Below are 14,974 nucleotides of genomic sequence, written 5' to 3'. Positions count from 1 at the left end.
TCTATGCCGCCACCGACAGGGTCGTGCGAGTCAGGGCGCTGTCGTCGGCGGCGTCGAGAACCGCGTGCGCCAGGTCCGCTCTGCAGACGCGGAACCCGCGACGGACGTTGCTGCCGACCGAGCGGCGGTAACGGCCGGTGAACGGGCGGTCGGTGAGCTGTGGCGGGCGCACGATCGTCCAGTCGAGGTCGCTGCCGGTGACCTCGCGCTCCATGCCGCGCATGTCGGCGAACGAGTGCCGGAGGAACCGGTTGAGCAGCGGTTTGACGACGATCCGGGTGAAGGGGCCGTCGCCGGCGGTGGTGATGCCGGCGGCACTGATCACGACGAGACGCCCGACCGCGGCCCGCGGCATCGCCTCGGTGAGGGCGCGGGCACTGTCGGTGCAGGCCGACGAAGGCCCGCGGCCCACCGGACCGATCGCGGAGACGACAGCGTCGTGGCCGGTCAGGACCGCTGCGAGGGCCGCCGGGTCCATGACGTCGGCGGTGGCGACGTTCAGCTGCTCGGTCGAGGTCCGTGGGAGCCTGGCCGGGTCGCGGACCACGGCGGTGATCGTGTGGCCACGGTCGAGTGCCTGATCGACCAGATGCCGGCCGGTGCGGCCGGTGGCGCCGAGAACGGCGATATGCATGACGGAACGTCCTAAGGTGGGTGAGTGTTTACTAACCACCGAGTATGGTTAGTGCTCACTCACCTGTCAAGAAGGGACTGACGTGACGACGCGAGATCGCATCCTGGACGCGGCGGCGCGGATCATGCGGACCGATGGTGTCGCGGGCGCGACGACGAAAGAGATCGCGCGCGAGGCCGGCTTCTCCGAGGCGACGTTGTACAAGCACTTCAGCGACAAGGCGGACTTGTTCAAGGGTGTCCTGCGGGAGAGGCTGCCCGATCTCGTCACCACGCTGGACCGGCTGAGCGACCGCCCGGGCCGGGGGAGCGTGCGTGACACGCTCGTCGAGGTGGCGACGGCCGCGCTGGCGTTCTACGCGGACGGGTTCCCGATGATGGCCGGGCTGTTCGCCGAGCGCAGCCGGCTGGACGAGCACGTCGCCGGGCTGCGCCAGACAGGAGGTGGGCCGGGGGCGCCGAACAGGCAGCTGGCGGCGTACCTGCGTGCGGAGCAGCGGCTCGGCAGGGTCCACGCGGACGTCGACGCCGAGGCGGCGGCGATGCTGCTGTTCGGCGCGTGCCTGCACCATGCGCTGACGGCCGCCTTCGCCGACGAGCCGTCGGCGGAGCACACGATCACGGCCGAGAGGCTGGTCGGGACACTTCTGGCCGGTGTCGCGGGCGGTGCGGGCGACTGAGCGGACCGAGTCGCCGGCAGCGGCCATCACCAGGCGAGTGCACGCGTCACCAGGGCTGTAGGGGTGGTGACGCACACCATCATGATCGCACCGTCCGGCGGTCCGGCGTCCGACGTCCCCCATGACGGCCCTTCGAACCTTTAGAGTGACCCGCGTGGAGGAGATCGACAGACAGATCGTGGCGCTGCTGACCCAGGACGGCCGGATGAGCTACACCGATCTCGGCAAGGCGACCGGCCTGTCGACCTCGGCGGTGCATCAGCGGGTCCGGCGCCTCGAGGAGCGCGGCGTGATCCGCGGCTATGCGGCCGTGGTCGACCACGAGGCGCTCGGCCTGCCGCTGAGCGCATTCATCTCCATCAAGCCGATCGACCCGAGCCAGCCGGACGACTCACCGGACCGGCTGGCCGGCATCCCCGAGATCGAAGCCTGCTACTCGGTGGCGGGCGAGGAGAACTACATCCTCAAGGTCCGGGTGTCGCGACCGATCGACCTGGAGCAGCTGCTGGCGCGCATCCGCTCGTCGGCGAACGTGTCCACCCGCACGACCATCGTGCTGTCCACCGCCTACGAGAACCGGCCGATGGCCTGACGATCGCCGGCTCGCGGTGGCGAGCCGGTTCAGGTGAACGCGGACTCGCCGGTCAGCGCCTGCCCGACGACCAGCTGGTGCACCTCGGACGTGCCCTCGTAGGTCAGCACCGACTCGAGGTTGTTCGCGTGTCGCAGCGCCGGATACTCCAGCGTGATGCCGCTGGCGCCGAGGATCGTGCGGCACTCGCGGGCGATGTCCAGCGCCTCGCGGACGTTGTTCAGCTTGCCGAGGCTGACCTGCCGCGGCTCGACGTCGCCGGCGTCCTTCAGCCGGCCGAGGTGCATCGCCAGCAGGAACCCTTTCTGCAGCTCCAGCGTCATGTCGGCGAGCTTGGCCTGGGTGAGCTGGAACGACGCCAACGGCCGGTCGAAGACCTCGCGGCTGCGCGCGTAGTCGACGGCGGTGTGCAGGCAGTCGCGCGCCGCCCCGAGCGCGCCGAACGTGATGCCGAACCGGGCCTCGTTCAGGCACGACAGCGGACCGCGCAGACTGGCCACCTCCGGCAGCACGGCGTCGGCCGGGAGCCGGACCCCGTCCAGCACGAGCTCGCTGGTCACCGATGCACGCAGGGACAGCTTGCGAGTGACCTCGCCGGCAGTGAACCCGGGGGTGCCGGCCGGGACCAGGAACCCGCGCACGGCGCCCTGACCGTCGCCGTCGGCAGGGTCCTCGATGCGGGCCCACACCACGGCGACGTCGGCGATGGAGCCGTTGGTGATCCACATCTTGGTGCCGTCGAGCACCCAGTCGTCGCCGTCGCGCCGGGCCCGAGTACGCATCCCCGCGGGGTTCGAGCCGAAGTCGGGCTCGGTCAGCCCGAAGCAGCCGATCAGCGAGCCCTCGGCCATGCCGGGCAGCCAGCGCTGCTTCTGTTCCTCGGAGCCGAACGTGCGGATCGCGTACATCGCCAGCGACCCCTGTACCGAGACCAGGCTGCGCACGCCGGAGTCGCCCGCCTCGAGCTCCATGCAGGCCAGGCCGTAGGACACGGCGTTCGTCCCGGCGCAGCCGTAGCCGTCGAGGTGCATGCCCATCAGCCCGAGCGCGCCGGCCTCGCGGGCCAGTTCGCGCGCCGCGCCGCCGTCGAGCCCGGACTCGTACCAGTCGGCGAGGTGCGGGCGGACCCGGTCGTCGACGAAGCGCCGCACCGTGTCCTGGATGTCGCGCTCGTCCTCACCGAGCAGATGGTCGACGCCGAGCAGGTCCAGCGGCGAGACGCCGGCGGTCGGTTGTGCTGCGGTCATGTCACTCCTTCTCGGCCAGCTGCACTGCGGCCGTCTCGATCTCGTGCTCGCTGAGCAGGACGTGCTGTGCGGCCGTGCCCAACGGCACGAAACTGTCGGTGCTGGACACCCGGCGCACCGGCCCGTCGAAGCCGGCCTCGACGAGCGCCGTGACCACGCCCTCGCCGACGCCGCCGGCATGGCGGGTCTCGTCGGCCACGAGGACGCGGCCGGTGGCGTTCGCCTCGCGCAGGATGTCCTCGACCGGCAGCGGCGCCAGCCAGCGCAGGTCGAGCACGCGCACCCCGACAGGGCCCGCCGCGCGCGCGGCCAGGCGCCGCGCCACGCGCAGGCTCATCCGCACGCCGTTGCCGAACGTGACGACGGTGACGTCGGCGCCGTCGCCGTAGCGGCGGGCGCGGCCGATGGGCACATGGTGGCCCGCGTCGGCCGCGAGCCAGCCGCCGTCGCCGTCCTCGTGCAGGTCACGGGTGTGGTAGAGCGCGATGGGCTCGAGGAACGCCGAGACGGTGCCGTCCACCGACCCGGCGGCGAGGCAGGTCCGCAGCATGGCCGCCGCGTCGTCACCCCGAGCGGGGCACGCCACCACCAGACCGGGGATGTCGCGCAGCACGGCGACGCCGTTGTCGTTGTGAAAGTGCCCGCCGAACCCGCGCTGGTAGGCCAGCCCAGCGACGCGGACGACCAGCGGGTTGCGGTACTGGGCGCGGGAGAAGAACGACAGCGAGGCGGCTTCGCCGCGCAGCTGGTCCTCGGCGTTGTGCAGATAGGCGAGGTACTGGATCTCGGGCACCGGCAGCAGCCCGGCCAGGCCGGCGCCGAGCCCGAGTCCGAGGATCGACTGTTCGTCGAGCAACGTGTCGAACACCCGCGCCTGACCGAATCGGCGTGCCAGCCCGCGCGTCACGCCGTACACGCCGCCCTTGCGGGCGACGTCCTCACCGAACACGACGACGCGACGGTCGGTGTCCAGCGCCCCGGCGAGCGAGGTGTTGATCGACTCGGCGAGGGTGGCGGGTGCGCGGTCGCCGGCGGGACGCAGCGCCGCGGCGGTGTCGGCCACCCGGTCCGGTGTGCGCGGCGACAGCGGCGCGACGATCTCGGCGGCCGAGGAGAGCGTGCGGCTGTCGAGGTCGTCGACGGCCGCGTCGACGTCGGCGCGCAGCCGCCGGTAGCGCTCGACGGTCTGCGCGCCGGTGGCGGCGCCGGCCCGGACGAGCTCGGCCGCGGTACCGAGGATCGGGTCGTGCCGGTAGTCGTCGGTGATGCCGGTGGTGGTGCGGTAACTGATCTCGGCGTCGCTGCCGGCGTGACCGAGGTAGCGGACGGTACGCAGGTGCAGGAAGACCGGACGCTGCTCGGTGCGGGCCAGGTGGGCGGCTCGTGCCGCGGCCCGGTACGTGCCGGCGGTGTCCGTGCCGTCGGCGGCGACGTAGGCCAGGCCGGGCCGCGAGCCGTACGTGGTCTCGATCCACCCGGACGGGGTGGGCACCGAGATGCCCAGGCCGTTGTCCTCGCACACGAGTAGCAGCGGCACCGGAAGCCCGCGGAATGCGGTGTTCACGGCGGTGTTGATGGCTCCCGCCGCGGTGGAGTGGTTCGCCGAGGCGTCCCCGAAGGAGCACACGACCAGGGTGTCGGGGTCCGGCCACGGCACGTCGGCGCCCAGCCGGCGCGCACGGTGCAGCGCCACCGCCAGCCCGACCGCGCGCGGCAGGTGCGAGGCGATGGTGGACGTCTGCGGGATGACCGACAGCGCCGGGTGCCCGAACACCTTGTGCCGCCCGCCGGCGATGGGCTCGTCGGCCGCGCCGGTGAGGCTGCGCAACACGTCCCGGACCGGTGTCGACCCGTCGACCTGCCCGGCCCGCGCCACGTAGAAGCCACCGGAGCGGTAGTGCAGCAGCGCCGGGTCGGTGGGCCGCAGCGCCGCGGCGACGGCGGCATTGCTCTCGTGCCCGGCTGAGCCGATCGTGTAGAAGCCGCGCCCGGCCGCCTGCAGCTCGCGCGCGACGACGTCCAGGTGCCGGCTGGTGACCTGTGCGTCGAAGATCCGCCACAGCGTCTCGCCGGGCAGCGGGGACTGCTGGCCGGCCTCGACGTCGGCGCGCACGGGTGCCGTGTCGAGAGCGCCGATCGCGTCGAGGAGTGCCTTCTCGAGTGCGGCCGGGCCGGTCGGTTGGGTCACTCGCGGAGCCCTCAGCTCTCGAGGCGGAAGCCGGTGTCGGGCGTCAGCTCGGTGACGTCCATCTGCGCCTTCTGCAGCTTGCCGGAGTAGTCCCAGTTCATCGACTGCCACCGGGTGAACTGGTCGAGCACCCACAGCCCGGACAGCCGCGAGCCGTTGCCGGACTTCCCGTTGCCGCCGAACGGCAGGTGCGCCTCGGCCCCGGACGTGGAGTTGTTCACGCTGACCATGCCGGCGCCGATGCGCTCGCGGTAGGTGAACACCTCGCGCGCGTCGTTGGTGTAGATGGAGCACGACAGCCCGTATCCGGGGGCGTTGGCCAGATCGATGGCGTCGTCGAGGGTGGAGTACGTCGTCACCCCGACGATGGGCCCGAAGGTCTCGTTGTCGAAGATCTCGTCGCCCGGGCGGACGCCGTCGACGATGACCGGGTGGTAGTACAGACCGGCGGCGGCGTCGCCGGTGAAGCCGGGGCGCGGGTTGGCCGTGGTGATGCGGCCGGTGCGCCCGTGCACGGTGTGCTGCGGCTGGATCCAGCCGAGGAACTTCTCGAACCGCTCGGCGAACTTGGCGTCCAGCAGCGGGCCCATGAGCACGTCACCGGCCGGATCGCCGACGACGGCCGCGTCGACGGCCGCCGTGAACCGCCGCATGAACTCGTCGTGCACCGACTCGTGCACGATGACCGTCCCGAGCGACGTGCAGCGCTGACCGCCGGTGCCGAAGCCGGAGAACAGCGCACCCTCGACGGCGAGGTCGAGGTCGGCGCTGGGTGTGACGACCAGCGGGTTCTTGCCGCCGAGCTCGAGGCAGGCGGTCTGCAGGTGCCGACCGGTCAGCCCGCCGATCTCGCGGCCCACCTCGGGGGAGCCGGTGAAGCCGACCTTGTCGATGTAGCCGCCGTCGAGGGACTCCTCGAGCCCCGCGAACGTGGACGGGCCGTCGGCGTGCACGATGTTCAGCACGCCGTCGGGCAGGCCGCCGCCGCGGACGAACAGCTCGTGCAGCGCCTGCGAGATGGCCGCGGAGTACTCCGCGGGCTTCCAGACGACGGTGTTGCCGGCCAGCAGCGCGGGGACGATGTACCAGGACGGCACCGCGACCGGGAAGTTGCCGGCCGTGATGACCGCGACCGTGCCGACCGGGTTGCGGTACGTGAACAGCTGCTTGTCCGGCATCTCGCTGGGCACGGTCTGCCCGTAGAGCCGGCGGCCCTCGCCCAGGAAGAAGTCGCAGGTGTCCACGATCTCCTGGACCTCGCCGAGGGCCTCGCCGTACGGCTTGCCGATCTCGCGGGTGACCAGGGCGGCGAGGGTCTGCTTGTTCTCTTCGACGACGCGGCCGATGTGCGCGATGGCACGGCCGCGGACCGGCGACGGGACGTCGGCCCACTGTTTCTGTGCGTTGGAGGCGACGATGGCGGCGCTGGTGAACACCCGCGGCGGCGCGGGGTCGATCTCGGCGACGACGTCGTCAAGGTTGGACGGGTTGAGCGACTGCAGTCGGGGCGACTCCCCGGCGTCGAGGGACTTGCCGTCGACGACGGAGGTGACGAGACGGGACACGGTGACTACTCCTCGGTTCTCACGACGTCTGGCGGCTGACGGCGCGGCCGAACGCCGCGACGGCCATCTCGATCTCATCATCGGACACCGACAGTGTCGGACGGAAGCGGATGGCGCGCTCACCACAGGGCAGGACGATGACGCTCTCGTTGTCGCGCAGGTCGGCGATGACGGCGTTGCGGGTGGCGGCGTCGGGCAGGTCGACGGCGATCATGAGACCGCGGCCGCGGACGTTGCCGACACTGCCGCCGGCCGCGTCGGCGACCGCGCGCAGCCCGGCGACGAACCGCTCTCCCTTACTGGCGGCCGCCTCGATCAGCCCTTCGGCCTCGACGATCTCGAGCAGGCGCCGCGAGCGGACCATGTCCACCAGCCCGCCGCCCCAGGTGGAGTTGATCCTGCTCGACACCGCGAACACGTTGTCCGGAACCTCGTCGATGCGCCCGCCGGCCATGATGCCGCCGACCTGGAGCTTCTTGGCGAAGGCGACGATGTCGGGGGAGAGGCCGAGCTGCTGGTAGGCCCACGGGGTGCCGGTGAGCCCGGCGCCGGTCTGAACCTCGTCGAGCACGAACAGCGCGTCGTGCTGGTGCGTGAGCTCCTGCATGGCCTGCAGGAACTCCGGGCGCATGTGGTTGTCGCCGCCCTCGCCCTGGATCGGCTCGGCGATGAACGCGGCGATGTCGTGCGGGTGCTCGGCGAAGGCCCGGCGGGCCTGCTCCAGCGCGCGCTGCTCGGCGGCGACGACCTCGTCCATGTGCTCGTCGAGCGGGAACGTGATGGCAGGGACGTCGATGCGCGGCCAGTCGAACTTCGGGAACCGTGCCGTCTTGCCCGGCTCGGTGTTGGTCAGCGACATGGTGTAGCCGCTGCGGCCGTGGAAGGCGCGGGTCAGGTGCAGCACCCGGGTGCCCAGTTCGGGGTCGCGCCCGGCCGCCTCGTTGTGCCGGCTCTTCCAGTCGAAGGCCGCCTTGAGCGCGTTCTCGACGGCGAGCGCCCCGCCCTCGACGAAGAACAGGTGCGGCAGTTTCGGGTCGCCGAGCACCCGCATGAAGGTCTCGCTGAACTCGGCGAGATGCGCCGAGTAGACGTCGGAGTTGGCCGGCTTGTTCGCGGCGACCGAGGCGAGCAGCTCCATGAACGCGGGGTCCTGCACGATGCCGGGCGGGTTGCAGCCCAGCGGCGCGGAGGCGAAGAACGTGTACATGTCGAGGTACCGGCGGCCGTCGCGGGCGTCGACGAGCCAGCTGCCGTTGCTGGCCACCGGGTCGAGGACGAGCTTGAACCCGTCGGTGAGCAGGTGCTTGGCGAGGACGGTGTGGACCTCCTCCGCCGGGATGCTGAGCTGTTCAGCCATGTCGACGAGCCTCCTCGGCCGGCGCGGACGGGTGCGACTGCGGCGGGAAGATCTCCCCGCGGTTCTGCAATGAACGGTAAGTCTTACGGTAGCAGGTCCCGACAGAGGGACAACATGGCGGAAACACCAACGAACGGGTAAAGAACTTCGACGCGTCCCGTACGGTCCTCGCCGCCCGTCCGGGGGCGGGTTAACCTCGCGGGATGGAGCGCTACGAGGTGATCGTCGTCGGGCTCGGTGCGGTCGGCAGCGCCACCACCCGCCGGCTGGCGGCTTCCGGGGTGCGGGTGCTGGGCGTCGACCGCTACGCGCCGCCGCACTCGCACGGGTCCTCGCACGGCGAGACGCGCATCACCCGCGAGGCCGTGGGCGAGGGCGCGGCCTACGTGCCGTTCGTGCGCCGCAGCCACGAGGTGTGGCGCGAGCTCGAGGAGGAGTCCGGTACCCGGCTGTTCCACGCGACCGGAGGGCTGCTCATCAGCCCCGCGTCCGGCGCGGCGGCGATGCACGGCGCCGACGACTTCGCCGCCTCCACCATCGCGGTGGCGCAGCGCCACCGCATCGATCACCGCGTCCTCGGCCCGGACGAGCTGCGGCGCGAGTTCGGCCAGTTCCGCACCGGTGCCGAGCACGTCGGCTACCACGAGCCGGGAGCCGGCCTCGTGCTGGCCGAGGAGGCGGTCCGGGTCCAGCTGGAGCTGGCCGTCCGGCACGGCGCGCAGCTGCGGCGTGACGAGGTGGTGCACGACGTGGTGCCGGACGGCGACGGTGTGCGGATACGCACCGACCAGGGCGAGTACGGCGCGGACGTCGCCGTGCTGGCCGCCGGGTCGTGGCTGCCGGAACTGCTCGAGCCCGAACTCGCGCGGCTGTTCACCGTCTACCGCCAGCTGCAGACCTGGTTCCGGCTGGACGGCGACGCCGCGGCGTTCGATCCCGCCGGGTGCCCGGTGTTCATCTGGCAGTTCGGCTCCGGCGAGGACGACGTGTGCTACGGGTTCCCGGCGGTCGAGGGCCCGTCCGGCGGCGTCAAGATCGGCACCGAGCGCTACGCTGACGCGACCGGCCCGGGCACGGTCCGGCGTACCGTCGACGACGCCGAGACGGCCGAGGTGTACGAACGCTGCGTTCGCGGGCGCATCCCCGCGCTCGGCCCCGGAGTGGTGCGCAGCGCGTCGTGCCTGTACACCGTGACGCCGGACTTCGGGTTCGTGGTGGACCACCACCCGGAGCACCGGAACGTGGTGATCGCCGCGCCGTGCTCGGGGCACGGGTTCAAGCACTCCGCCGCCGTCGGGGAGGCGACCGCGGAGCTGGCCACCACCGGCGCGGCCACCCTGGACCTCACCCCGTTCGCGCTGAGCCGCTTCGGCTTCGGTTGACGCGGTTGGTTTGACGCGGTGGTTTGACGCGGGTTGTCGGGACGGACGGGCCGATGCCCGGTGACGCGGGCCGGGATGATCAGGTGACGTTCCGGAGCGGATTCCCGTCACTGTGTCACCTGATCGTTTCGCGTCCGGTCCGTGGACATGATCAGGTGACGCCGATACCGGCACAGCACCTGCGCTGATCACCTGATCGGCAGTGCTCGGACGATCAGGTGACGATTCAGTGATCAGGTGACGGTTCGGAGATCAGTATGGCGGGCGCGGCGACGCGGGCGGACGCCGTGGGCGCGACACCGGGGGTTCTCGTGGAGAATGCCCCCGATGACCACGAGCACGCTCTACCGCAACGGCCGCATCTACAGCCCTGCCGACCCGTTCGCCACCGCGATGCTCGTGGTGGACGACCGCATCGCCTGGGTGGGCCCCGAGGGCGCGGCCGACGTGCACGCCGACGACGCGACCGACGTCGTGGACCTGGAGGACGCCCTGGTCGCGCCGGCGTTCGTGGACGCGCACGTGCACCTCACCGAGACCGGCCTGGCCCGTGACGGGGTCGATCTGACGACCGTCGCGAGCGTGCCCGAGGCGCTCGACCGGGTCGCCGAGCACGCGCGCCGCCGCCCGGGCGAGGCGGTGCTGGGATTCGGCTGGGACGAGGGCGACTGGCCGGAGCGGCGCGCTCCCACCCGCGCCGAGCTCGACCGCGCCGGCGGGGGAGCGCCGGTGTACCTCGCGCGCCGGGACGTGCACACGGCGGTGGTGTCGTCGGCGGTGTTGCGGGCCGACCGGACCATCGAGTCGGCCGACGGCTACGACGACGGCACCGTCCGCCGCGACGCGCACCACCGGGCCCGGCACGCGGCTCGCGGCTCTCTTGACCGGACGCGACTGCGTGCGCTGCGCAGGGAGGCGCTGCGCGACGCCGCCAGCCGGGGGATCGGCGCAGTGCACGAGATGGGTGCGCCGCACATCAGCGAGTCCGACGACTTCGCCGAGGTGCTGGCGCTCGGCCGTGAGCCGGACGTGCCGGACGTCATCGGGTACTGGGGAGGACTGCACGAGGTCGAACGCGCCCGCGAGTTCGGCGCGGCCGGCGCCGGGGGCGACCTGAACATCGACGGATCGCTCGGTTCGCGCAGCGCGCGGCTGTCCGGCGACTACGCGGACGCCCCCGGCGAGTACGGGCGGCTGTACCTCGACGTCGAGGAGGCGACCGCGCACGTGGTGGCGTGCACGCGGGCGGGCCTGCAGGCCGGGTTCCACTGCATCGGCGACGAGGCGGTCCGCACCGGCGTGACGGCCGTGGCCGAGGCGGTCCGCCAGTGCGGCCTGGCGGAGGTGGTGGCCTGCCGCCACCGGCTCGAACACGTGGAGATGCCGGACCCGGACCTGGTGGCGGAGATGGCGCGCCTGGGCATCGCCGCGAGCGTGCAGCCGGGTTTCGACGCGGCGTGGGGCGGGCCTGATGGCATGTACGCGCAACGGCTCGATGCGCAGCGGGCAGGAACGCTCAACCCGTTCGCGAGCATGGCCAGGGCCGGAGTGCTGCTGGCGTTCGGATCCGACTCTCCGGTGACGCCGCTGGCCGGCTGGGAGACGGTTCGTGCGGCGGCCCAGCACCACGTCCGCGAGCACCGCATCAGCGCGCGCGGAGCCTTCTCCGCCGCGACCCGCGGCGGCTGGCGTGCGGCACGGATCGAGAACGCCGGCGTGCTGGCTCCCGGCATGCTGGCGTCGTTCGCGGTCTGGGAGGTGCCGGGGGAGCTGGTGGTCCAGGCGGCGGACGAGCGGATCGCGGCGTGGTCGACGGACCCGCGGTCGGGCGTTCCGGGCCTGCCGGACCTCTCGCCGGGGGTGCCGCTGCCGCGGTGCCGCTGGACCGTCGTCCGGGGACGTACGGTTTGGGTCGAGTGAGGGGAGCGACACGCCGACGAACGACACCGTTTCATGATCGATTCTGAGCAAGAAAGGCCACGTTGACCTGCAAAGATATCGAGTCTCCGCAGGTCGCCGCGCAGCTTGACACTCTCGGTGTCCGTGCAGCAAAGTCGCGATAGTCCACCAGCGGACGAACCGCTCGGGTCGGTGACCTGGGTGGGTGCTGCGACCGGGGTCGAGGGGCGGTTTCCCGACGGGAAGCCGGGCATCCTTCGTGAGCCAGGCCCACGCTCGCGCGCCTCGCCTGCGCGCCACCCGCTGCGGCACGGGGTGAGACGAGGTCGGGCCCGGCCCGCCCAGTAGACAACGGTCCGCGAGTCGCATCCAGCGGCGCCCGCGGACCGGTCCGAAGGGCGGCCGGGCTGCGTCCCTCGGACGCTTCCCGGCCAATCGCGACATCACGGGCACTCCAGCGCCGGGGCCGACGTTGTACGGTCATCCGATCGGCGTCACACTTGAGGTTCCACGCTCGGGCGAGCCACTCGCCGACAGGCGGGTGAGGGCAGGGTGTGAGCCGGTCAGCGGCCGCGTCATCGGGAGTCGGACGGAGTTCCACACGTGAGTCACCTAGCGCGCGGTATCGGGGCGGCGGTCCTCGGTGCCGCGCTGATCACCGCGTTCCCGCCGTTCGACCTGTGGTTCCTGGCCGCACCGGTCGTGGCGGCGTTCGCGCTGCTGGTCCGCGAACAGACGTTGAAACGCTCGGCCCTGCTCGGGTTCCTGTTCGGGCTGGGCTTCTTCGTGCCGATGTTGCACTGGACCGGCATGGAGACCGGCCCGATCCCGTGGCTGATCCTCGGCGTGTTCGAGGCACTGTTCTTCATCCCGCTGGCCGTCGGGGTCACCGCCGTCCAGCGGGTTCCCGGCTGGCCGGTGTGGACCGCGGCGGTCTGGGTGGCCGACGAGGCCGTCCGCGGCCGGATCCCGTACGGCGGCTTCACCTGGGGCAAGCTGGCGTTCTCCCAGGCCGAGAGCTCGATGCTGAGCGTCGCGTCGCTGGCGGGCTCACCCGGGCTGTCGTTCGTGGTCGCACTCGCCGGCGGGCTGCTGGCGTGGGTCGTCGTCACCCGCCGGATGTGGGTCCGCGTCGGCGCCGTCGCCGCCGTCGGCGCACTGTTCACAGCGCCGCTGCTGGTGCAACCGCTCGAGGGCAACGGAGAGTCGACCACCGTCGCTGTCGTCCAGGGCAACGTCCCGGCGCCCGGCCTGGACTACAACAACCGGGCACGCGTGATCACCGGGAACCACGTCGAGGCGACCGAGCAACTCGCCGCCGACATCGACGCCGGGCGGGTAGAGCGTCCCGACGTCGTCATCTGGCCCGAGAACTCCTCGGACATCAGCCCGTTCCACGACGCCCAGACGTACGAGGCCATCGACGGCGCCGTCCAGGCGGTCGACACGCCGGTGCTGGTCAGCGCGATCGTGCCCACCGAGGACCAGCAGAACGTCAAGAACACCTCGATCCTGTGGGACCCCGAGACCGGCCCCGGCGACACCTACGTGAAGCGGCACCCGATGCCGTTCGGCGAGTACATCCCGTTCCGGAGCATCGCCGAGCGCATCACCGACGCGGTGAAGAGCCAGCCGCGCGACCATCTGCCCGGCCACGAGGTCGGCACCTTCGAGGTCGGGCCGGTGACCATCGGCAACGTCATCTGCTTCGAGGTCGCCTTCGACGGGGTCGTGCGGGACGCGGTGCGCGAGGGCGGGCAGTTCCTGACCGTACAGACCAACAACGCCACGTTCGGCTACTCCGAGATGACCGAACAGCAGCTGGCGCAGTCGCAGGTCCGCGCGTTCGAGCACGGGCGTACCGTCATCGTGTCCGCGCTGGCCGGTGTCAGCGCGATCGTCGCCCCGGACGGTGAGGTCCGCGACCGCGCGGAGCTGTTCACCCGAGACGTCATGGTCACCGAGGTGCCGCTGGTCGACGAGACGACACTGGCCACCACCATCGGCGCGTGGCCGGAGTGGGTGCTGACCGCGATCGGCGCCGGCGTCCTGGGATTCGCCCTGGTGAGCTCCCGGCGCAACTCCCGCGGCGGCGAGGACGGCGCCGAGCCCGAGGCCCCGGAGATGGCGGAAGTGAGTGCGCGATGAGTGCCGTCCTGGTCGTCGTCCCGACGTACAACGAGGCGCTGACCATCGCGAAGGCGATCGGGCGCGTGCGTACCGTCGTGCCGGAGGCGCACGTGCTCGTCGCCGACGACGCCTCCCCGGACGGTACCGGTGCGATCGCCGACGAGATGGCCGAGCTGGACGAGAACGTGCACGTTCTGCACCGGCAGGGCAAACAAGGCCTGGGCGCCGCGTACGTGGCGGGTTTCCGGTGGGGGCTCGAGCGCGGTTACGACGTCCTGGTCGAGATGGATGCGGACGGCTCGCACCAGCCGGAGCAGCTTCCCGATCTGCTGCACGCCTTGGACAACTCCGACCTGGTGCTCGGGTCGCGCTACGTCCCGGGCGGGCGGGTCGTCAACTGGCCGCTGCGGCGCGAGGTGCTGTCGAAAGCCGGCAACCTGTACGTACGCTTGGCACTGGGCACCAACCTGCGAGACGCCACCGGCGGTTACCGCGCGTTCCGTGCCACGGCGTTGCGGGAGCTGGGCCTTGACAAGGTGGCGTCGCAAGGGTACTGCTTCCAAGTCGACCTCGCGTGGCGGGCGGTCCGCGCCGGCCTGCGGGTGGTCGAGGTTCCCATCACGTTCGTCGAACGGGAGCAGGGAGAGTCGAAGATGGACGGCGCGGTCATGCGCGAGGCGCTGTGGCGCATCACCCACTGGGGCGCCGCGCACCGGATGCGCCAGCTCAGGTCGCTGACGGGCAGGCGAGCACGATGAGCGGCACCACCGGCCGCGGGCTGCGCGGCTTCGGGCCGTTCCTGGCCGCCGTCGCCGAGATCGTCGTGTTCGTCCTCGTCAGCGGCTGGATCGGCTTCGGCTGGACGCTGCTGCTGTTGTTGTCCACCAGCGTCGTGGGCTTCGCCCTGTTGCGGTTCGAGGGGTTCCGCGCCTGGACGTCGTTACGTCAGGCGGCGGCCGAGGCCGCGACGGACGGCGCCGACGAGGGCGCGGGCTCCACGGCACGCATGGCCGACACCGGCGTGCGTGTGCTGGCGGGTGTGCTGCTGACGTTGCCGGGGTTCGTCACCGATCTGTTCGCCGTGGTCCTGCTGATCCCGCCGGTGCGGCGCAGCACCGGGCGGCGGCTGTCTGCCGCGGCGTTCCGGACGTTCCCGGCCGGCGGCGCCCGGCCGGGCGCCGCCGGCCGGGGCCAGCGCGGTCCTCAGCAGGGCCCGGTGGTCATCGAGGGCGAGGTCGTCGACGACCCGGACGCCTCGGACGGCCGCTCGTAGACCGCATCCATGCGGGGGTGTGCGCCGC

Annotated in this window: 12 protein-coding genes; 7 read left to right on the top strand and 5 right to left on the bottom strand. The window is 71.9% G+C overall.

Annotated elements, in window-relative coordinates; translation table 11 throughout:
* Position 1: 1 nt before the first annotated feature.
* The gene (locus CLV30_RS15875) at positions 2 to 634 is read right to left on the bottom strand and encodes an NAD(P)-dependent oxidoreductase (protein WP_106538188.1); all 633 of its coding nucleotides are present in this window, start codon (positions 632 to 634) and stop codon (positions 2 to 4) included.
* A gap of 82 nt (positions 635 to 716) precedes the next feature.
* Between CLV30_RS15875 and CLV30_RS15870 the strand changes: the two genes are divergently transcribed.
* Together CLV30_RS15870 and CLV30_RS15865 are read left to right on the top strand one after the other, a co-directional pair.
* Positions 717 to 1,313 (top strand): TetR/AcrR family transcriptional regulator, encoded by a 597-nt coding sequence (locus CLV30_RS15870; RefSeq protein ID WP_205740983.1) that lies wholly within the window; start codon positions 717 to 719, stop codon positions 1,311 to 1,313.
* A 154-nt stretch (positions 1,314 to 1,467) separates the two neighbouring features.
* A complete protein-coding gene (locus CLV30_RS15865) occupies positions 1,468 to 1,905 on the top strand; it encodes an Lrp/AsnC family transcriptional regulator (RefSeq protein WP_106538234.1) in 438 nt (145 codons plus the stop codon).
* A 29-nt stretch (positions 1,906 to 1,934) separates the two neighbouring features.
* On the opposite strand, the gene CLV30_RS15860 is transcribed toward CLV30_RS15865, so the two are convergent.
* The 4 genes from CLV30_RS15860 to lat are packed head-to-tail and all read right to left on the bottom strand — an operon-like array spanning position 1,935 to position 8,262.
* The gene (locus CLV30_RS15860; protein WP_106538187.1) at positions 1,935 to 3,152 is read right to left on the bottom strand and encodes an acyl-CoA dehydrogenase family protein; all 1,218 of its coding nucleotides are present in this window, start codon (positions 3,150 to 3,152) and stop codon (positions 1,935 to 1,937) included.
* 1 nt (position 3,153) lies between these two features.
* Positions 3,154 to 5,340 (bottom strand): thiamine pyrophosphate-dependent enzyme, encoded by a 2,187-nt coding sequence (locus CLV30_RS15855; protein ID WP_240723347.1) that lies wholly within the window; start codon positions 5,338 to 5,340, stop codon positions 3,154 to 3,156.
* 11 nt (positions 5,341 to 5,351) lie between these two features.
* Positions 5,352 to 6,905 carry an aldehyde dehydrogenase family protein gene (locus tag CLV30_RS15850; RefSeq protein WP_205740982.1) on the bottom strand — a complete coding sequence of 518 codons (1,554 nt, stop codon included), beginning with the start codon at positions 6,903 to 6,905 and terminating at the stop codon, positions 5,352 to 5,354.
* A gap of 19 nt (positions 6,906 to 6,924) precedes the next feature.
* On the bottom strand, positions 6,925 to 8,262 hold the full coding sequence (gene lat, locus CLV30_RS15845; RefSeq protein WP_106538185.1) for an L-lysine 6-transaminase: 1,338 nt from the start codon (positions 8,260 to 8,262) through the stop codon (positions 6,925 to 6,927).
* A gap of 203 nt (positions 8,263 to 8,465) precedes the next feature.
* Between lat and solA the strand changes: the two genes are divergently transcribed.
* The 5 genes from solA (at position 8,466) to CLV30_RS15820 (ending at position 14,946) form a co-directional block, all read left to right on the top strand.
* On the top strand, positions 8,466 to 9,644 hold the full coding sequence (gene solA, locus CLV30_RS15840; RefSeq protein ID WP_106538184.1) for an N-methyl-L-tryptophan oxidase: 1,179 nt from the start codon (positions 8,466 to 8,468) through the stop codon (positions 9,642 to 9,644).
* 327 nt (positions 9,645 to 9,971) lie between these two features.
* Positions 9,972 to 11,564, top strand: a complete 1,593-nt coding sequence (locus CLV30_RS15835) for an amidohydrolase (protein WP_106538183.1) — start codon at positions 9,972 to 9,974, stop codon at positions 11,562 to 11,564.
* Positions 11,565 to 12,146: 582 nt separating this feature from the next.
* Entirely contained in the window at positions 12,147 to 13,691 is a 1,545-nt protein-coding gene (lnt, locus tag CLV30_RS15830; protein WP_106538182.1) for an apolipoprotein N-acyltransferase, read from the top strand.
* Positions 13,688 to 14,431 carry a polyprenol monophosphomannose synthase gene (locus CLV30_RS15825; protein WP_106538181.1) on the top strand — a complete coding sequence of 248 codons (744 nt, stop codon included), beginning with the start codon at positions 13,688 to 13,690 and terminating at the stop codon, positions 14,429 to 14,431. Before lnt ends, CLV30_RS15825 begins: the two co-directional genes overlap by 4 nt.
* Positions 14,428 to 14,946 carry an FxsA family protein gene (locus CLV30_RS15820; protein WP_106538180.1) on the top strand — a complete coding sequence of 173 codons (519 nt, stop codon included), beginning with the start codon at positions 14,428 to 14,430 and terminating at the stop codon, positions 14,944 to 14,946. The genes CLV30_RS15825 and CLV30_RS15820 overlap by 4 nt, the downstream gene beginning before the upstream one ends.
* Positions 14,947 to 14,974 lie beyond the last annotated feature (28 nt).

The sequence above is a fragment of the Haloactinopolyspora alba genome, assembly GCF_003014555.1.
Taxonomy (GTDB): Bacteria; Actinomycetota; Actinomycetes; order Jiangellales; family Jiangellaceae; genus Haloactinopolyspora; species Haloactinopolyspora alba.
The sequence above is the reverse complement of the archived record's forward strand: the minus strand, read 5'-3'. Positions and strand labels throughout refer to the sequence as shown.